The organism is Streptomyces sp. NPDC040545 (assembly GCF_055595065.1).
On record NZ_JBVIWA010000020.1, the window covers coordinates 20,542 to 40,665 of the forward strand.

Annotated in this window: 12 protein-coding genes; 10 read left to right on the forward strand and 2 right to left on the reverse strand. The window is 74.3% G+C overall.

Translation table 11 applies throughout. From position 1 onward, the window contains the following. Position 1: 1 nt before the first annotated feature. A complete protein-coding gene (locus tag ACZ573_RS30310) occupies positions 2 to 730 on the reverse strand; it encodes a hypothetical protein (RefSeq protein WP_471310200.1) in 729 nt (242 codons plus the stop codon). A gap of 68 nt (positions 731 to 798) precedes the next feature. Between ACZ573_RS30310 and ACZ573_RS30315 the strand changes: the two genes are divergently transcribed. Continuing rightward, positions 799 to 1,362, forward strand: coding sequence for a MarR family winged helix-turn-helix transcriptional regulator (locus ACZ573_RS30315; RefSeq protein ID WP_471310203.1), 564 nt, complete (start codon positions 799 to 801; stop codon positions 1,360 to 1,362). A gap of 132 nt (positions 1,363 to 1,494) precedes the next feature. Here the strand turns inward: ACZ573_RS30315 and ACZ573_RS30320 are convergent, their stop codons facing one another. Then, entirely contained in the window at positions 1,495 to 3,186 is a 1,692-nt protein-coding gene (locus ACZ573_RS30320) for an AMP-binding protein (RefSeq protein ID WP_471310204.1), read from the reverse strand. A 243-nt stretch (positions 3,187 to 3,429) separates the two neighbouring features. On the opposite strand from ACZ573_RS30320, the gene ACZ573_RS30325 reads away from it, so the two are divergent. The 9 genes from ACZ573_RS30325 to ACZ573_RS30365 all read left to right on the forward strand — a co-directional run bounded on the left by ACZ573_RS30325 (position 3,430) and on the right by ACZ573_RS30365 (position 20,066). Then, complete coding sequence (locus ACZ573_RS30325) at positions 3,430 to 5,262, forward strand: Stealth CR1 domain-containing protein (protein ID WP_471310207.1); 1,833 nt, start codon at positions 3,430 to 3,432, stop codon at positions 5,260 to 5,262. 144 nt (positions 5,263 to 5,406) lie between these two features. Beyond that, complete coding sequence (locus tag ACZ573_RS30330; protein WP_471310210.1) at positions 5,407 to 5,532, forward strand: hypothetical protein; 126 nt, start codon at positions 5,407 to 5,409, stop codon at positions 5,530 to 5,532. Positions 5,533 to 5,667: 135 nt separating this feature from the next. Further along, positions 5,668 to 6,816 (forward strand): glutamate--cysteine ligase, encoded by a 1,149-nt coding sequence (locus ACZ573_RS30335; protein WP_471310211.1) that lies wholly within the window; start codon positions 5,668 to 5,670, stop codon positions 6,814 to 6,816. Between the two features lie 310 nt (positions 6,817 to 7,126). Further along, on the forward strand, positions 7,127 to 8,482 hold the full coding sequence (locus ACZ573_RS30340) for an MFS transporter (protein ID WP_471310213.1): 1,356 nt from the start codon (positions 7,127 to 7,129) through the stop codon (positions 8,480 to 8,482). A 103-nt stretch (positions 8,483 to 8,585) separates the two neighbouring features. Beyond that, complete coding sequence (locus ACZ573_RS30345; RefSeq protein ID WP_471310216.1) at positions 8,586 to 9,887, forward strand: condensation domain-containing protein; 1,302 nt, start codon at positions 8,586 to 8,588, stop codon at positions 9,885 to 9,887. Between the two features lie 233 nt (positions 9,888 to 10,120). Then, positions 10,121 to 13,297 carry a non-ribosomal peptide synthetase gene (locus tag ACZ573_RS30350; RefSeq protein WP_471310219.1) on the forward strand — a complete coding sequence of 1,059 codons (3,177 nt, stop codon included), beginning with the start codon at positions 10,121 to 10,123 and terminating at the stop codon, positions 13,295 to 13,297. Continuing rightward, entirely contained in the window at positions 13,297 to 15,225 is a 1,929-nt protein-coding gene (locus ACZ573_RS30355) for a non-ribosomal peptide synthetase (protein ID WP_471310221.1), read from the forward strand. The genes ACZ573_RS30350 and ACZ573_RS30355 overlap by 1 nt, the downstream gene beginning before the upstream one ends. A 1-nt stretch (position 15,226) precedes the next feature. Then, on the forward strand, positions 15,227 to 17,077 hold the full coding sequence (locus tag ACZ573_RS30360; protein ID WP_471310223.1) for an amino acid adenylation domain-containing protein: 1,851 nt from the start codon (positions 15,227 to 15,229) through the stop codon (positions 17,075 to 17,077). Next, positions 17,067 to 20,066 (forward strand): condensation domain-containing protein, encoded by a 3,000-nt coding sequence (locus ACZ573_RS30365; protein ID WP_471310225.1) that lies wholly within the window; start codon positions 17,067 to 17,069, stop codon positions 20,064 to 20,066. Before ACZ573_RS30360 ends, ACZ573_RS30365 begins: the two co-directional genes overlap by 11 nt. The last annotated feature ends 58 nt before the right edge of the window (positions 20,067 to 20,124 follow it).

The window sequence follows — 20,124 nt, forward strand, 5'->3', positions numbered from 1 at the left end:
GTCAGCCCTCCTCGGAGGCGCGGACGCGGATACGGGCACGGTTGCGCGGCAGCAGGAAGCCCGCCGCGATCAGCCAGGCCAGCCCGGTGAAGCGGGCGACCGGCAGGAGCAGGGCGGCGTCCTCGGTCAGCAGGACGAGGGTGGCCAGCTCGGCCACGGCGGCCACGACGAGCCCCGCGACGGCCAGTGCCCGCGGCAGGAGCCCGGCCAGCAGCCCGGGTACGGCGATGCCCGCGACGAGCAGGCCCAGCAGGACCACGTGTCCGGGGCCGCCCAGGCCGAACGCCAGGTACTGCAGGGCCCGTACGAGCTCGGGCCGTTGCGTCACCTCGGCGTGGGACAGGACCCAGGTGACCAGGCCGGAGCAGGCCAGGAACGCGGCGGCGAGCACACCGCCCGCGAGGGCGATGGTGGCGCCGGGCGCCCGCACCCCCAGCCGGTTCAGGCGGGCGGAGACGGTCGCGGCGTAGATGGCCAGGGGGACGGAAGCGGCGAACTGCAGGGCCCCCGACACCCGGACCGCGTCCCCGTGGTCGTGGAAGTACGCGGTGATCGCGTCCGGGTCGCCGAACGGCGACGGGAACGGATCGCCGCCGGCGAGCACGGTGCTGAGGGCGAGGCCGCCGATGAACAGGGCGGTGAAGACCACGGCGAGGACACCGGGCGGCGGCCCGGACTGCGGGGCGGTGGTGCGGGTGTCGTGCGGGACACGGCTCTCGATCGTTTCCACGGCACAATCCGTTCTAGAGGAGAACGATTCACTGCGGTGAATCATTTCGTGTCGCGTACGATAGCCGCGTGAACACCGCCCGGCAACCAGATCCCTCCGCGGGCCCGGCCCCGGCCCCGGCCCCGGCCCGAGCGCAGGCCCGAGCGCAGGCCCAGGCTCCGCGCGGAGCGGCCTTCCTCCTCGCTCAGATCGGTGCTCACGCCGCGGGTCGGTTCGCGGCACGCGTCGCCACCCTGGGGCTCACCCCCGCCGACGTCGGCCTGCTGCGGATGGTGGCCGGGCAGCCCGGCCGCAGCCAGCGCGCGCTCGCGGAGGACCTGGGAGTCGTACCCAGTCGCGTCGTCGCCCTGATCGACGTCCTGGAGGAGAAGCGGCTGGTCGAGCGGCGGCGCAGCGCCGAGGACCGCCGGAATTACGAACTGCACCTCACCCCCGAGGGGCGGCGGGCCCTCGGCGCGGTCTCCCGGGCGGCGGCCGCCCACGAGGACGACCTGTTGGCCGCCCTCGACCCCGACGGGCGGGCGCGGCTGCTGGAACTCCTCGAACGCGTCGCGGAGCAGCAGGAACTGACGCCGGGTGTGCACCCCGGCTATCGAACACTCGCGAAGCCGGCGGCGAAACGGAAGGACTGAGGGCCGACGGGGGCCGCGTCACGGCCCGGGCCGCGGCTGTGCGGCCATCCCGGACGGCGTCGTCCGGTTCGTGGGCGGAGAGCCGCGCCGGAACGTGGTCGGCTGCGGGCCTCGGCCACCGCCCCGGCGGGGTCAGGCGCGGCCGGCCGCGGCCTCCTCCAGCAGGCGGGTCGCCATCTCACGCATCTCGATCTTGCGGATCTTCCCGGTGACGGTCATCGGGAACTCCTCCACGACGTGGACGTAGCGGGGGATCTTGAAGTGGGCGAGCCGCCCCGCGCAGTACGCGCGCACGGCCTGCGCGGTCAGCGGCTCGGCCCCCTCACGCATCCGCACCCACGCCATCAGCTCCTCCCCGTACTTCTGGTCGGGCACCCCGATGACCTGTACGTCCATCACGTCGGGGTGGGCGTGGAGGAATTCCTCGATCTCGCGGGGGTACAGGTTCTCGCCTCCCCGGATCACCATGTCCTTGATGCGGCCGGTGATGCTCAGATAGCCGTCACCGTCCATGACCGCCAGGTCGCCGGTGTGCATCCACCCCTCCGGATCGACGGCCTCGGCGGTCTTCTCCGGCTCGCCCCAGTAGCCGAGCATCACCGAGTAGCCCCGGGTGCACAGTTCACCCGGGGTGCCGCGCGGGACGGTGCGGCCGGACTGCGGATCGACCACCTTGACCTCCAGGTGCGGGCCGACCCGGCCCACCGTGGAGACCCGGCGTTCGACCGAGTCGTCCACACGGGTCTGCGTGGACACGGGAGAGGTCTCCGTCATGCCGTAACAGATGGAGACCTCGGTCATCCCCATCCGCTCGATGACCTCGGTCATGACCTCCACCGGGCAGGGCGAGCCCGCCATGATCCCGGTGCGCAGGCTCGACAGGTCGTACCCGCCGAACCCGGGGTCGGCCAGTTCGGCGATGAACATGGTGGGGACCCCGTACAGGGAGGTGCAGGACTCCGCCTCCACCGCCGCCAGCGTCGCCGCCGGGTCGAAGGCGGGCGCGGGGATCACCATCGCCGCACCGTGGCTGGTGCAGGCCAGGGCGCCCATCACCATCCCGAAACAGTGGTAGAAGGGGACCGGGACGCACACCCGGTCGCGCTCGTCGTACCCGCACAGCTCGCCCACGAAGAAGCCGTTGTTGAGGATGTTGTGGTGCGAGAGGGTGGCTCCCTTGGGGAAGCCCGTGGTGCCCGACGTGTACTGGATGTTGATCGGGTCGTCCGGGCCCAGCGCGGCCTGCGCCCGCGCCAGCGCGGCCGGATCGGCCCCGCGCCCGCGCTCCAGCAGCTCGTCCCAGCGCGGCCCGTCGAACAGAACGGTGAACTCCAGGGCCGGGCAGCGCGGCCGGACCTCCTCGATCATCGCCGCGTAGTCGGAGGTCTTGAAGCGCTCCGCCGCGACCAGCAGCCTGATGCCGGACTGCCCGAGCACGTACTCCAGCTCGTGGGAGCGGTACGCCGGGTTCACGGTGACCAGGATCGCCCCGATCTTCGCGGTGGCGTACTGCACCAGCGTCCACTCGGCGCGGTTGGGCGCCCACATACCGACCCGGTCGCCCCGGACGATCCCGAGGTCCAGCAGCCCCAGGGCGAGGGCGTCCACGTCGGCGGCCAGCTCCGCGTACGTCCACCGCCGGCCGGCGGCCACGTCCACGAGGGCGTCCCGGCCGGGGAAGCGCCGTACGGTCCGGTCGAGGTTGTCCCCGATCGTCTCGCGGAACAGGGGGACTTCGGAACTCCCGGACGCACGACTCGACGCTACGGACACACGTACCTCCTGCACTCGCTGCGGCGATGACGGCCAACGCGCACCGCCCATGATCCCCTCCGGGCGGGCCGCGGCACCAGAGGTACGGGGGAGTGGCCCGGCGGCGACCGCCGGCGCAACTGAGAATTGGCTGTGAGTCGGGCCGACGGTATTCACGACCCTTGCGTGAAAAGCGAACAACAGCAAAAGTGAGCGTGAACAAGGTATCCATCGTTGCCGCTGAGCGCGCCGCTCCTGCCCGGGACGCTCGGTCGGCCGGCTGCAGCGCACCGGCACCCCACACCGAGGTCGTACATGCAGGGTGTCCATCGCCTTCTGGTACCCGCCGGGCTGCGCAGACTCGCCCGGACGCTGCGCCGACCCGGTGGCGTTCCGCCGCAGCCCGGTCCCGCAGGGCGGGAGCGCATCGGCGGCAGGACCCCTCCGGCCAGCGGGCTCACCTCCCGTGAGGAGGAGCTGCTGGCGACCGTGCCGGGGCTGAGCCGGCACCGCGGCCGACTGGTGACCGTACGCGACGACCTCCTCCCCGCCGACGCCCGTGCCGCGAGTCTCCGGTCGGTCGCCGGGGCCCTGGAGGCTGCGGCCGTCCCCTACGGGCTGGTCCCGGACGGGGGGCTCAACCACCGGGTGGCCATCGTGCCCGGCGACCGGGCCGCGGCTCTGAAAGCGTGCGCCGCCGCCTTCACGGGGCTCCCCGTCTACGCGCGCCTGCTGACCGCCGACGGTGAAGCCGGGGACGTACTCGCCGAGGACCTCCCGGCGGCGGTCGAGTCCGTCGAGAGCGGGAAGGACGGCAGGGACGGAAAGGAGCCGGCGCACACCGCCCGCGTGCGGGCCGTACGCGTCCACCGGCCGGTCATCACCTCCGGCCGGACCCTGAGGTACGGGCCCGAGACCGGCTGCGACCTGGAGTTCTGGGAGGTCCCCGAGTCCGGCGAGGGCGCCCTCGCCGTGCTGCGCGAGACCCCGTACGGCTGGTGGGTCCCCTCCCTGGCCGCCTCCACCACCCGCCGCATCGACGACCGGGAGTACCCCGTCGTCGACTGCTTCTCGAGCCGGTTCCCCGACGACATCGACTTCCCGATCGACGCGGTGATCACCTGGGTGGACGCCGCCGACCCCGCCTGGCGCCGGCGCCGGGACCGGGCCGCCGAGGCGGAGGCAGGATCGGGCCACCCCTCCGGGAGCGGCGGGAGCGACGGGACCGGCGGGACCGGCGGGATCGACCTCGCCGAGAACCGCTACCGCGACCGCGGCGAGCTCCGCTACTGCCTGCGCTCCATCGCCGCCTACGCACCCTGGGTCCGGCGCGTCTTCCTCGTCACCGACGACCAGGCCCCCGCCTGGCTCGCGGCCGGCCATCCCCGCATCACGGTCATCGACCATCGCGAGCTGTCCACGGAACCGTCGGCTCCCGCGGTGTTCAACTCCCACGCCATCGAGAGCCGACTGCACCGCATCCCCGGCCTCGCCGAGCACTTCCTCTACTTCAACGACGACATCTTCCTCGGCAGGCCCCAGCGCCCGCAGAACTACTTCCTGCCCTCCGGGCTGCCCAAGGTCTTCCACGACCGGCGCGCGGTGGACCCGGGGAGCCGGGTCGGCGACGACGTGTTCACCTCGTCCCAGAAGGTCACCCGGCAGGCCGTCGAGGAGGCGGTCGGCCGCACCTATCCCCACATCCTGGCGCACACGCCGTACCCCCTGACCCGGTCCGCCTTCGCCCGTGTCGAGGAGCTGCTGCCCGGTCGGCTCGCCGCCACCGCCCGTTCCGTCTTCCGCAGCGCCGACGATGTCGCCCCTGTCACCCTCGCCGCCCACCTGGCGCTCGCCGAGGGGCACGCCGTCGAAGGCGACCTCGCGCACACGTACGTCAGCACCGCGCGCCGCTCCGAGATCGAGCGGCTGCCGGATCTGGCGGCCGAGCGCGGCCACGACGCCTTCTGCCTCGCCGACGACGAGGAGCCGGGGCGACCCGGCGAGGGCGGAGCCGGGGGCGGTCTGTCGGCGACGCAGCAGCACAACGTCGTCACGGCCTTCCTGGAGGCCTACTTCCCGGTGCCCTCCCCGTTCGAGCAACAGCGGCCGGCCCCGTCCGGGACCGAACCCTCCCGGCCCATCGGCTGACCGCCACGCCTCGGGGTGACCCTTCGTGCACACGTGCCCGTGGGGGCCGGGGCGATCACCGACCTATAGTGACGCGCTGCCGCCCCCGGTCAGCGGTGGGCGGCAGTGCACCACGGTTCGGTTCGGCGTCGAGGGAGGCCACTCGTGGCCAACGCGTTTCAGGAGCGCAAGCTCAGGGGGATGTTCGACGTGGACGGCGACGGCTACCTGCGCGACGACCCCGCGGACCCGGGCAACCTGCTCTGCGGCCGGATCCCCGGCCCCCGCTGAGGAGCCCCCGCGCCCCCCACCTGCTGTTCTGCAGCCCCCGGGCCCGTCGGCTCCCCCTTGCGCATATCCACGGCGGGCCCGGGCAGACGGTGGCGACCGATCGGTGAACAGGAAGACGAGGAGAGGGGCGATCGCATGCGAAGCGTCGGCGTGGAGGAAGAGCTGCTGCTGGCCGACGCGGACAGCGGGGAGCCGCTGGCCGTGTCAGGAGCGGTGCTCGCCGCTGCCGACCGCGCCGCGACCGCCGGCGCGGCGGACGGGAAGGACTCCGGCCACACCTTCGAGGCGGAGCTCCAGGAGGAGCAGGTCGAGTTCGGCACCAGACCGGTGACGGAGATGGGCGAGCTGCGGGAGGAGATCCTCCGGTGGCGCGCCGAGGCCGCCCGGCACGCCGCGGCGGCCGGTGCCGTCGTGGCGGCGATCGGCACCTCACCGCTGGCCGTCCGCCCCTCGATGTCCCCCGGACACCGCTACGAGTGGGTGTCGCGGCAGTTCGGCATGACCGCGCAGGAGCAGCTGACCTGCGGCTGCCACGTCCACGTGTCGGTGGAGTCGGACGAGGAGGGCGTGGCCGTGCTGGACCGCATCCGGCTCTGGCTGCCCGTGCTGACCGCGATGAGCGCGAATTCCCCGTTCTGGCAGGGCGAGGACACCGGGTACGGGAGCTATCGCAGCCGGGTGTGGAACCGGCTGCCCGCGGCCGGGCCGGTGGACGTCTTCGGCTCTGCGGACCGCTACCACGCGGAGGTGCGGGCCATGGTCGAGTCGGGCGTGCTGCGCGACAAGGGGATGATCTGGTTCGACGCGCGGCTGTCCGCCTCCTACCCGACGGTCGAGGTCAGGGTGGCGGACGTGTGCCTCGACGCGTCGACCCCCGTCCTGCTGGCCGCCCTCGTACGCGCCCTGGTGGAGACCGCGGCCCGGGAGTGGCGAGCCGGCGAACCCCCGGCCAGGGTCAGCACCGGGCTGCTGCGGCTCGCGTCGTGGCAGGCGGGCCGCTCGGGACTCGACGGCCCGCTGCTGCACCCCGAGACGCTGCGGGAGACCGCGCCCGAGGCCGCGGTCGACGCGCTGTACCGGCACGTCGGCGACGCGCTGGCCGACTCCGGCGACGAGGAACTCGTACGGGCCGGCATCGCGGGCCTCCTGGAGCACGGCAACGGCGCGCGCGTCCAGCGGAGCCTGCTGCGTGCGGAGGGGGACCTGGGCTCGGTCGTCCGGCACTGCGCGCGCCGGACCACGGCCGGGGGCGCCGACCGGGCGGGTGGCGACACGCGGGGCTGACGAGGAGCCGTCGGGGCGTCATAGCGGACGGAACAGGTGCTTCCGCGGGAGCGTGATCATGGGTGCGTCTTTTCGGTCAGAATGGAACCCGTTACTCAGGGTAAGAGGAGCCGCTGGGCGCCTCCTTGTGCTCCCTGTCCTCCCTTGCCCCACCTGTCCCGCATTGCATGCACACCGGCAGGAATTCACGCGGCCGTACCCCGTGTGGCGCGAAGGATTTCCTGATCGATGTCCGCAACAGCGCAAAACAAGTCCGAAAGTGACAGGTTTACTTTGACTGTTGAGCGATGGATCGGTGAATGTCGTTCACATGTCCGACACATCCCGAGCCACTGCTGGTGGCCCTCTGCGCTTGCGCGACTTCCGACTGTTACTCGCGGGAGCTGCCACCGGACAGCTCGGTGCACAGGTGACACTGGTGGCGCTGCCCCTCGTGGCCGTCCTCGAACTCGACGCCCCCGCCTTCCAGGTGGGCCTCCTGACCGCCGCCGAGACCGCGGCCTTCCTGCTCGTCGGACTGCCCGCCGGGGCGCTCACCGACCGCATGCGCAAGCGGCCCCTGATGATCCGCGCGGACCTGGTGCGCGCCGTGGCCATGGCCAGCATCCCCGCCGCCGCGCTCGCCGGCGTCCTGACCATGGCCCAGCTCTACGTCGTCGCCCTCGTGACCGGGGTGGCGACCGTGTTCTTCGACGTCGCCCATCAGAGCTACCTGCCGCAGATCCTGCCCCGTGAGCAACTCGTGGCCGGCAACGGCGCCCTGGAGACCGTCCGTTCCACCGCCCAGGTGACCGGCCCCGGTATCGGCGGCGGACTGGTCCAGCTCGTCGGGGCGCAGTTCGCGGTCATCGTCGACGCCATCGGCTACGTGCTCTCCGCCTTCTTCCTCCTGCGCGTCGAGCGGACCGAGGAAGCGCCCGGACCCGCCGCCGCCGGAGGCTCCCTGCGCAAGGAGATCGGAGAGGGTGTCCGCTTCGTCTTCGGCCACCCGCTGCTCCGGGTCATCGCCCTCACGACCGGCCTCGCCAACTTCTCCACGGCCGTCCTGATGGCGACGCAGACCGTACATCTCGTCCGTGTCGTCGGCCTGGAGGCCGGCGGGCTCGGACTGGTGCTGTCCGCGTCGGCCGTGGGAGGTCTCCTGGGCGCGCTGTGCGCCGGGCGCCTCGCCGCCGGGCTGGGGCAGGCCCGGGTCATGCTCCTGTCCGTCCTCGTGACCGGCCCGTTCGCGCTGCTGTGGCCCCTGTCCGGGCACGGTGTCCCCGGAGCGGTCCTCTTCGCCGCCGGATCGGCGGTCGTCTCCTTCGGCGCCGTCGTCTACAACGTCGCCCAGGTCAGCTTCCGCCAGGGCATGTGCCCACCGCGGCTGCTCGGCCGGATGAACGCCACCCTGCGCTTCCTCATGTGGGGCACCCTGCCACTGGGCGCGCTCCTCGGCGGAGCCCTCGCCCAGTCCTACGGTTCGCGTACGGCACTCGCCTGGTGCGCCGTCGGCATCCTCGCCGTACCGCTGCCGCTCGTGCTCTCCCCGCTGCGCCGGATGCGGGACCTGCCCGGTCCGCAGGACGACGGCGGCGCCGGTGGCACGGGCGCCGACCACGAGGCACCCCGGGACACGTCCCCCGCCGGCGGCGACGAACGGCCGGCCCCCGCACCCACCGTCTGACCTTCGACCGACCACCGTACGGCGACCGGGGACGCCCCCGGCGCGGGCACCGCCCGCCGCGCCACCCGTTCCGCGCGACCGCGGCCACGACGAAGAGGACCACGTGCCCAGCATCACGACTCAGTACCTGGCCCGCTACCGGCGTCTCACCGACGACCGGTCCGACACCCTGCTGCCGGTCACCGGAGCACAGCGCCGCTTCCTGCTGGTGCGTTCCCTGGACCCGTCGGGACGCCCCGACGTGGTGCCGATGTTCTTCGCGTTCCCGCACGGGAGCATCGACCCCGAACGCCTGCGGGCAGCGGCATCCCGGCTCGCCGCACGGCACACCGCCCTGCGCTCACGGCCCGGAGTCATCCGCGGCACACCCGTCCTGCGCATCGCCGGTCCGGACGTCACTCTGACCCGGCCGGACCCCGTACCGGGGGAGACGCCCGCCGACGCGCTCCGCCGCGCGCTGGACTCCTGGGATGCGCAGGGTCCCCCGTTGCGCCTCTTCCTCGTCCACGACGCGGAGCGGGCGCAGGACATTCTGGCCGTCGCCCTGGACCACGCCGTCTGCGACGGACGTTCGCTGGCGCGGATCGTCGACGAACTCGGCGCCGCCTACAGCGAGGAGCCCGACGCATCCCGTGCGGCACCGGGGGAGACGGCAGCCGAACTCGCCGCCTACCAGGACGCGGTCCTGCGCCAGCTCGCCGCCGAGGAACGGGCGGAGACGCCCGAAGCGGCCGCGTACTGGGCGGACCGGCTGCGCGCGCTGCATGCCCACGCTCCGGCGCCCCGTCCGGCCCGCGTGCCGGAGGGCGCACGGCCCAGCGGCGCCGCTCAGGCCCGGCTGCCCGCGCACGACGGCGGGGTGTCCTTCCCCGGACTGCTCGACGCCTGCCGCTCCGCGGTCCGCGAGCTGTACGGCCCCGGCCGCGCCGTCCCGCTCGGCTACCCGTGGGGCGGCCGGCCCCCGGGAGCGGAGCCGGTCGTCGGATGCTTCCTCAACACCCTCGTCTTCCCGGCCGACACCGGCACCGGACCCGGCCACGGGCCCGGCCCGGAGGCGACGGCCGACGCGTGGTGGGACGACCTCGACCGGGCCGACGTACCGTTCGACGCGGTCGTGGCCGCGGTGCGGGCCTCCGGCTCGGGCTGGACCGGAGGCCTCGACGGCCTGCTCACCGTGGACGACGACAGCCGTCGCCCGCCCCTGGTGCTCGCCGGCGCCGAGGGACGGGAGGTCCACGTCGACGGCCGACCGGTACGCGGACCCTTCGCCGTCTCCGTCACCCAGGGCGCGGAGATCCGCCTGCGGATGGTCTGGGACCGGGCGGTACTCGACGACGAGACCGCGCACCGGGCCTTCGACGCGCTCACCCACGCGCTGCGCCCCTCGGAGCACACCGTGCAGTGACCCCGCCCCCGCGCCCAGGACGCGGCCGCAGGTCCGCCGGCCACGGCATCACCACCCGCATCCCCCGGGAACGACGCGGACGCGTCCGCTCCCGCAGCGCACCCCGAGCTTCCCCCACGGCATCCCCCCCACGAAGTCAGCGGCACCGCGCGACCCGCGTAGCCGCCCGCACGACCACCGGACACGACCGTGGCCGGCACCGGAGACCGACCCGACAACCTCAGGGATCGCCCATGCTTCCCCTCTCCTCCTCGCAGGAGATCGTCTGGCTGCACGAGCAGATGCAGCCCGGCAGTCGCGCCTACAACTTCACCGCCTCACTGGACCTGTGGGGCACGCTCGACACCGAGGCGCTGCGCCGCGGACTCGCCGCCACCTTGGCACGCCACCCCGGCCTGCGGCTCGAACTCCTCGCCTCCACCGGCTCCGTACCGGCCCAGCGGGTCGCGTCGCAGTGTGCGCCGAGGCTGCACACGGTCGACCTCGCCGCCGACGAGGACCCCGAGGCGGCCTTCGCCCGCCTCCTGCGCACCGAGGCCGAGACACCGCTCGACACCTTCGAGGCACCGCTCATCCGCTGGACGCTCGTGCGACTGGCCGAGCGCCACCACCGGCTGATCCACGTCGAGCACCACCTGATCCACGACGGGCACTCCTTCGCGATCCTGCTCGACGACGTCTTCCGCGTCTACCGCGCGCACGTCCTCGGCGAGACCCTGGAGCTCCCGACCGCCTCCTCGTACGCGGACCACGTCCGGGAGCGGGCCGAGGCCGCGTACGCCCCCGAATCGCTCGACTTCTGGCGGGCCGAACTCCGCGACCAGCAGCACGACCTGCCGCTGCCGGGCCTGACCCGCCCCGGTGCCCGCCGCAAGCACCACGGCGGACAGCTGCGCCAGACGATCGGTGCCGATCTCACCGAACGCCTGCGCGCGCACGCCCGTACCCGCGGTCTCACCCCCTTCTCCACGCTCCTCGGCCTGTTCGCCGAACTCCTGCGCCGGCACAGCGGCCGCTCCCGGATGGTCATCGGCACCGCCGTCGGCAACCGCCCCCTCGGCTACGAGGACGCCGTCGGCATGTTCGTCAACACCATCCCGCTGCCGCTCGCCCTGGACGGCGCCGCCCCCGCCCAGGACGTCATGGACGAGGTCACCGACACCCTCATCCGGGCTCTGCCGCACCAGGACGTACCGGTCCAGGAGCTGACCCGGGCGCTCGGCATGCACACCTCCGGCGCCGACAACCCGCTCTTCTCCGTCATGTTCAGCGCCCACGACGCACCGCTGCCCGAGATCGACGTGCCCGGCCTCGACATCACCCTCTTCGAGGGCTTCAACACCGGCACCACCCGCTTCGACCTCGACGTGGTCCTGCTCCCGGACGACCGGCGCGGCGTCACCCCGCGCCACGGCTCGCCCGGCATGACGCTGGTCTGGGACTACGACATGGACCTCTTCGGCGAAGACGTCGCCCGGCTGCTCTCCGGCCGTTTCCTGGACCTGCTGCGCGCCTATCTCGACAGCCCCGAGACCCCGCTGGCCGACCTGGTGCCGACCGCCGTGGAGCCGGCCGCCGAGCCCGTGCCCGTCCCGGCCGACCGCGATCCGCTGGATCCCGTCGCCGCGCACCACCCGTCGCAGCCGGCCCTGCTGTGCGGCGCCCGCCGTCTCACCTACGGCGAACTCGACGAACGCGTCGGATCGCTCGCCGAGCGACTGCGCGCCGCCGGGGTGACGCCCGGCCGGCCGGTGGCCGTGGTCCTGCCCAGGGGGACCGACTCGGTCGTCGCCCTCCTCGCCTGCCTGCGGACCGGCGCCGTCTACTGCCCGCTGTCCCCCTCCGATCCGCCCGCCCGGCTCGGTCTGCTGCTGGAGCGCCTCGCCCCGGCGCTGGTCCTCACCGGTGACGGCACCCCGGCCCTGCCGGAAGCACTGCCGACCGCCCGGATCGACGCCCAGGTCCTGCCTCCCGCGCGTGGCACCGCCGCACTTCCCGGCACCGCGTACGTCATCCACACCTCCGGCTCGACCGGGCTGCCGAAGCCGGTCGCCGTCGGCCCCGCGGCGCTCGTGCACCATCTGACCGCGGCCGCCGACCGGTTCGGCCTCACCACCTCGGACCGCGTCCTGATGTTCGCCCAGCCGTCCTTCGACGTGGCGCTCGAAGAGGTCCTGCCGACCCTGCACGCCGGCGCTTGCCTGGTCCTGCCCGAGCACGAGGTGCCCACGGGTGCGGAGCTCGCCGAACTGCTGGGATCCGCCCGGGTCACCGTCGCCAACCTGCCCACCAGCTACTTCCTCGCCACCCGGGAGGACCTGCGTCCCGCACTGCGTGACGGGAGCTGGGCGCCCAGGCTCCTGGTCCTCGGCGGCGAGCGCCTTCCCGTGGAGGCCCTGCGCGGCGTCCTCGCCGACACCGACGCCACCGTGCTCAACGTGTACGGCGTCACGGAGGCCGCCGTCAGCTCGACCGTCCACGAAGTCTCCCGCGACGCCCTCGCCGAGGGATCCGAGATCCCCCTGGGCACGGAGCTCCCGGGCGAGCGGGTCCACGTCCTGGACGCCCACCACCGCCCGCTGCCGTCCGGCGCGGTCGGTGAACTCGCCGTCGCCGGACCCGGTCTCGCCGAGGGCTACGCGGGCAACGAGGAGGCGACGGCCGCCCGGTTCGTGACCGTCGACGCACTCGGCGGACAGCGCGTCTACCTCACCGGCGACCTCGGCTACCGCGGCCCGGACGGCCTGCTGTACTTCCTCGGGCGGCGCGACAACCAGATCAAGCTGCGCGGTCACCGCATCGAGCTGGAGGAGATCGAGGCGGCCGCGTCCGCGGTACTGGGCGGCCGGTTCTGCGCCGTCGTACTGGACCGGGAGAACCCCGGCGGGCCCCGGCTCGTCGGTTTCCTCGAGGACGGGGCCGACGGCGCGTCCTTCGACGAGAAGGCGCTGCACGCCGAGCTGAGCCGCCGCCTGCCCGGCCCCCTCGTGCCCGCCCGCTGGGCACGGCTGGAGATCATGCCGACCCTCGCCGGCGGCAAGCCCGACCGTACGGCACTGTCCCGCCGGGCGGCGGAGCTCGACCCCGACGACGCCGCGACGCCCGAGCCCGGAACCGGCTCTGCGCCCGAGCCCGCGGCCACCGCCGTGTCCGCCGTGTCCGCCGTGTCCGACGATCCGATGACGGCTCTGCTCACGGAAGGCTGGCGCAAGGTCCTCGGCCACAGCCGTTTCGACGACCGCTCCCACTTCTTCCACAGCGGGGGCCATTCCCTGCTGGCCGCCGAGCTGGCCGCCTGGCTGGAGCCCCGGCTGGGCACGCGCCCGCCGCTGAAGGTGCTCTTCCGCAACCCCGTGCTCGCCGACCAGGCCGCAGCCCTCGCCACCACCGCCCTTTCCACGGAGTCGTGATGATCCAGTCCCCGACCTCGCCCGCCGCTACCGCCACGTCCCTCGACACGGGGTCCACGCCGAGCGTCGCCCATGGCCCCGCCGCCGAACCGACCCGTGTGCTCGCCCGCTTCGAGGACTGGGCCCGGCGTACCCCGCAGGCCCCGGCAGTGATCGACCGTACGGAGACCTGGACCTACCAGGACCTCGACGCGGCGGCCGCGCTGGTCGCCGCCGATCTGGCCGGCCGCGTCCGGCCCGGCGACCTGGTCGGCGTCTGCCTCGACCGGTCCACCGCCCTGGTGGTGACCGCCGTCGCGCTCGCCCGGCTCGGCGCCGTCTACCTGCCGCTCGGCCCGCGCCCCGGCGAGCGCCGCATCCAGGCCGTCACCGAGGACCTCGACGTCGCCTGCCTCATCGGCGACCCCGCCGTCCTGCCCGCGGAACACCGCGGCGGGGAGCACGCCCTGCTGCCGCTGCCCACCGGCGGTGTCAACGCCCCCGCCACCGCGGTGGCCGCCTTCACCGACTCCGTCCGTGGCACCCGGCGCGCCCCCGACGGCGCCCTGTACGCCGTCCTCACCTCCGGTTCCACCGGCCGCCCCAAGGCGGTCGCCGTGGCCGAGTCCTCGCTCTCCGTCGCCCTCGACTGGTACCGGGCCGAGACCGGCCTCGCGCCGGGCGACCGCCAGTCCCTGCTCATCGGTGTCGCGTTCGACCCGCACCTGCTGGAACTGTGGGCCGCCCTGACCTCGGGTGCCGCCCTCGTCCCGGCCCCGGACGACACCCGCTGGGACTCGCACGTACTCACCGACTGGTGGCGTGACACCGCCCTCACCCACGCCGTGGCGGCCACTCCCACCGTCGAACCGCTCCTGGACCGGCCCTGGCCGCAGGACCTGAAGCTGCGTCACCTCGTCGTCGGCGGCGACCGCATGCGCCGCCGCCCCGGCACCGACGTCACCGCGACCGTCCACAACGCGTACGGCCCCGCGGAAGCCACCGTCGTCACCACCACCCACACCATGCGCGGCACCGACCCGGAGGCCGGCGACCCGACCCCGCCGCCCATCGGCACCGCGCTGCCGGGCGTCAGCCTCGTCGTCACGGACGACGAGGGCCGCCCCGTCGCCCGCGGGCAGGAGGGCGAACTGCGCGTCGGCGGCCACTGCCTGGCGCTCGGCTACCTCGACTCCGAACTCACCGCACGCCGGTTCACCGCGCCTCCGGCGGACCTGGAGCTGCCCGCGATCCACCGCCTCTACCGCACCGGCGACCGGGTACGGATGAACGCCGACGGCAGCCTGGACTTCCTCGGCCGCCTCGACGACCAGGTGAAGATCAGCGGGGTGCGGATCGAACCGGTCGAGGTGGAAGCCGCCTTCGAGCAGGACCCCCGGGTGCGCACCGCCGTCGTCACCGTGCTGCGCGACAGCTCCGGCCACGGCCGCCTCGTCGCACACGTCAGGCCCGCCGACGGCGCCGAACCCGCGCCTGGCGACCTCCTCGACGCGGTCCGGTCCTGGCTCCCCGAGCAAGCCGTCCCCACCGCCGTACGGATCGTCGACGGCTTCCCGCTCGATGCCAACGGCAAGGTGGACCGGCCCGCCCTGGCAGCCCAGGCCCAGGCCCAGGCCTCGGCCTCGGCCCCCGTGCCGCCCCGCACCACCGCCACGGACGACCTCGCCGACGCCACCGCCACCGTCACCGCCTCCGAGCGGCTCGTGCTGGCGACCGTACGCGACCTCCTCGGCCGGCCCGGCATCGGTCTCGGTGACAACTTCACCGATGCCGGCGGCACCTCCGTCGTCGCCGCACGGCTGCTGGCAACCGTCGAGCGCGAGGCAGGAGTACGCCTGCGCGCCCCCGAGCTGCTGCGCAGCACCGACCTGCGGGCCTTCGCCGCCCTCCTCGACCAGCGCCGGACCCCGCGCCCGGAAGGAGCCTGACATGACCGCCACCACCTCGCAGCCCACCGCCGCGCAGCCCATCGCCCCGCAGTCCGCCGACCCGGCGACCGCCCTGCCGGCGCTCGTCGCGCGGCACGCCGAACTCACCCCCGACGCCCTCGCCGTCGTGGACGGCGACACCACCCTCACGTACAGCCGTCTCCTCCAGGCCGGCCACGCCCTCGCGGCCCACCTGCGGGCACACGAGGTGGCGCGCGGCGACCGCGTGGCGCTGCTGACGGCGCGGTCGTCCCGCACGGTCGTCGCGCAGCTCGGGCTGTGGCTGGCGGGAGCCGTGTGCGTGCCGCTCGATCCCGCCCAGCCCCGCCCGCGCACCGAGGCGATGATCGCCGACGCGGAGGTGAAGCTCACCGTCGGCGACGCGAAGCTGCTGGACGCGGCCGTCCTCCCCGGCCCCGTCCTCGCCCTGCCCGAGCAGCCGCTCCCGACCGGTCGGCCGGTCGACGAGTCCGACCCGGACAGCCCGGCGTTCATCATGTTCACCTCCGGTTCCACCGGCCGCCCCAAGGGCGTCCTCGTGCCGCACGGGGCCATCGCCGAGCTGGTCACCGCACCCGACTACGTCACCCTCACCGGCCGCGACCGCGTCCTGTTCCACTCGCCCATGACCTTCGACGCCTCGACGTTCGAAGTCTGGGCCGCGCTCGCCAACGGCGCCGCGGTCGTCGTCTGCACCGAGCAGCGGCCCTCCCTGGAGGACCTGGCCCGGCACGTCGAGCGGCACGGCGTGACGGTGGCGTTCTTCACCACGGCCCTCTTCCACCAGCTCGCCGCACGCCGCTCCCGCGTCTTCGCCCAGCTCCGCTCGGTCGTCGTGGGCGGCGAGGCGATGGCCGCCGCACAGGCCCGTGAGGTGCTCACCGCCTTCCCCTGGCTGGAGCTCGTCAACGGCTACGGGCCGACCGAGACGACCACCTTCGCCACCGCCCACCGGGTCACCGAGCAGGACTGCGAGGGGCGGATACCGATCGGCAGGCCCATCTCCGGCGCCACGGCACACGTCCTGGACGCCGCCGGCCACCCGGCGGCCGACGGCGACCGGGGCGAACTGTGGATCGGCGGCAGCAGGCTCGCCCACGGATACACGGGCCTGCCCGCACTCACCGCCGAACGGTTCGTCGATCATCCCGCAGCCGGCGGGCGGCTCTACCGCACGGGCGACATCGTCTCGCTGCGGCCCGACGGCATCCTCCAGTTCCACGGCCGCAACGACGACCAGGTGAAGGTCCGCGGCTTCCGCATCGAACCCGCCGAGGTCGAACACGCCCTCCGCGAGCAGCCGGACGTCGACGACGCCGCCGTCACGGTCGACGGCCCCGGCACCCCCGAGGCACGCCTCGTCGCGTTCGTCGTCGCCGCGCCCGGCCCCGTACCGCATGGCGCGGCACTGCGCGAGCGGCTCACCGCGGTCCTGCCCGCCCACCTGGTGCCCGACACCGTCACTGTGCTGGAGCGGCTGCCCCTCACCCCGGCCGGCAAGGTCGACCGGCGCGCACTCACCGCACGCGCGCACGCTGCCGAGGATCGGCCCGCCGGCGAGCCGGCGGCGCGGATGACACCGCTGGAACAGGCCGTCGCCGAGGTGTGGAGCCAGGCACTGGGAAACGAGGTCACCCGCGCCGACGACGAGTTCCTCCTCCTCGGCGGCCATTCCCTCCTCGCCCTCGCCGTCACCGACGACCTGCGCGAGGAACTCGGCGTAGAACTGTCCCTCGCCGAGTTCTTCGCCGCCCCGACCGTCGCCGCGCAGGCCGCGCTGGTCGAACGCGCCCTCCTGGCCGCCCACGCGGACCTCCACCCCGAGACCCCGGAGCACAGCGATGTCCACTGACACCGACTCCGCGGCCCGCGACCGCAAGCGGCAACTCCAGCAGGAGCTGCTGCGCCGGGCCCGCGCCGGAACCGCCCGGCGCGCGACGGCCGAGCCCGCCCCCGGGGCGAGCGCCGGTCAGGACGGCCACGCACCACCGGACACCACCCCCTCCGGTACGGCCACCACCGCCCCGCAGGCCGCAGGCGTCCCCCTGTCCCGCGCTCAGCGCCGCATGTGGCTGATGGAGCGGCTCGGCGGCGCGGGCGACTCCTACCACGTACCGTTCGCCACCCGTGTGCGCGGACCGTTCGATGTCGCCGCGTTCTCCACCGCCCTCACCCAGCTGGTGGCCCGGCACGCCATCCTGCGCACCCGCTACACGGAGCACGACGGCGAGCCCTGCCAGGAGGTGCTCCCGACGCCCCGGACGGTCCCCGTCCACGTCGTCGACACCGCGCCGGCGGACGCCGCGGAGCTGCTGCGGCGCGAGACGGGCCGGCCGTTCGACCTCGCGGCCGGCGACGCGGTACGGGCGCTCGTCGTGCGTCACGGCCCGCAGGACCACACCGTGCTGCTGACGTTCCACCACATCGCGGTGGACGGCGCCTCACTGGAGACCGTGGCCACCGAACTCGCCGTCCTCTACACGGCGGCCACCGGCGGAACGAGGCAGACTCTCGCCGCACCGCCCCGGTACGCCGACCACGCGCGCCGCGAGCACGACGCCCTGCCCGGCCTCGAAGCAGAACTGAACGGCTGGAGCGACCTGCTGGCCGACGCCGCCCCGCCGCGCCTGCCCAAGCCGGCGGCGGCCGCCCCGCACACGGCCGCACGCCCCGGGGCCGCGCACACCGTGCCCCTGGCGCCGACCGTGCCCGACGCCCTGCGGGCGCTCGGTGCACAGCGGCAGGCCACGCTCTTCGCCGTGTCACTCACCGCTGCCTTCGCCGCACTGCACCGCCTCACCGGCGACGACGACCTCGTCATCGGCGTGGCCGGCACCCACCGCAGCGGAACCGCCATGCGCGGTCTGGTCGGCCTCTGCGTCAACACCCTGCCCGTACGGGTGGACGTCTCGGGCGACCCGTCCTTCGCCCAACTGCTGGGCCGCGTGAGCGACGCGCTCCTCGAAGCACAGCGCCACCGGCACATCCCCTTCGACCTGGTCCTCGAACGCCTCGGCGCCGGCGCGCGCGGCGCCGACGGCACCGCACTGGTCCGCGTCACCTCCGACGTCCTCGGCGAGCCGACCGTGCTCCGGCTCCCGGGTACGTCGGCCGAGTACGTCGACATCCCCTCCGACAGTGCCAAGTTCACGCTGTCCTACGGCCTCCTGCCGGGCGGCACCGCACAGCCCCGGGCGCTCGTCCAGTACGACCCGAACGCGCTCGACGACACCGTCGCGGAGGCGACCGTACGGGACTACGCGGCCCTGCTCCACGCGGTCACCGCCGACCCGGAACTCGCCCTGAGCAAGCTGCCCCTCCCCGGCCCGGGCGACACCTCGGGATCCCGGGACGGCGCAGACCCGGGCGACGGCGCAGACCCGGGCGACCGACACCCGGCCGCCCAGGCCCTGCGCGCCCACCCGAGCGTCGCCGACGCCACGGTGGTCCGGCCCGAGCAAGGGCCGCCCGTGGCCTATGCCGTCCTGCACGACAGCGTCGGCCCGTCCGGTCACGAACTGCTGGGCCTGCTGCGCCGGTCGCTCGCGCCCGAGGCCGTGCCCGCCACGGTCACGCTGCTCGACGCGCTGCCGCGCTCGGCCGCCGGGCCGCTCGACCACGCCCGGCTGCCCGGGGCGTCCTCGCCGAACGCCCCGTCCGGCCCCCGGGCCGCAGCGGTCAAGGAGACCTTCACCGCCGTGCTCGGCGTCTCCCCGTCACCGGACGACGACTTCTTCGCCCTCGGCGGCCACTCCCTGAAAGCCGTACAGCTCGCCGAACGCCTGCGTGCGGACCTCGGACTGCCGCTCACGGGCCTCGACGTGCTCCAGGCCCGTACGCCCCGGGCGCTGACCGCGCTCCTCGACGAACGGGCGGCGCAGCAGAGCGCCGCGAAGACCGCGAGCAGGCCGGCCCCCCGCTCCCGGGACATCCGCCCCGGCACGGTGCTGGTCACCGGCGCCACGGGCGGCGTGGGCGCGTTCGTCGTGCGTGAACTCGCCGCGCGGGGCCGCCCCGTGCTGGCGCTGGCCCGGCCCGAGTCCGCCCATCTCATCGCCCCCGAGGGCGTCGACGTCATCGAAGGCGACCTCTCCGACCTGGCCGGGCTGCGGGACGCCGTCGCGCAGGCCGACGCGGTCGTCCACGCCGCCTGTACCTTCACCCGGCACGACGTGGACCTGGCGGCGATGGAGGCGATGGTCGACGCCTGGCGGCGCGGACCGTTCGTCTTCGTCAGCAGCGTCGACGCCTACGGGCACCCCGGGACCGACCGGGTCGCCGAGGAGGCGCCGCCCCACGAGCCCGTCAGCCCGTACGGGCGGGCCAAGCTCGACTGCGAGGCCATGCTGCTGCGCGCCGCGGGGACCGAGGGACGCGGGGGCGCGAGCGCGGTGCGGTCACCGCTCGTCTGGGGCGCGCACGACCGGCTGCGCGAACAGCTGCGCTGGGGCGCCATCGGCACGCTCTACCAGTCCGCCCGCGAAGGCCGGCCGATCGACCTGCCCCGCCCCGGTACCGGCGGACACGGCTGGTACGGAGCCGCCTGGGTGCACGCAGCCGCCCTGGCCCGCGCGGTGGCCGAGAGCCTGGACCGGCCCGTGCACGGAGTCGCGAACGCGTGCAGCGGCCACGTGTCCTGGCACGACCTGGCACAGGACCTCACGGAACTGCTCGGTACCCGCGCGGACTTCCGCACGACCGAGGCAGTTCCCCGGGACCTCGATCACCGCTGGCACTACGACAGCGCACGCCTGGCCCGTCCCCTCCGCGCACGCCCGGGAGAGGACCGGCGGACCGTCCTGGCAGAGATGATCGGCGCCACGCCACCCGACATCGGCTGACCCGCGGCCTGCGCCCGGAGCACCCCGAGCGGACTCCGGGCGCACCGCGCCCTACGCG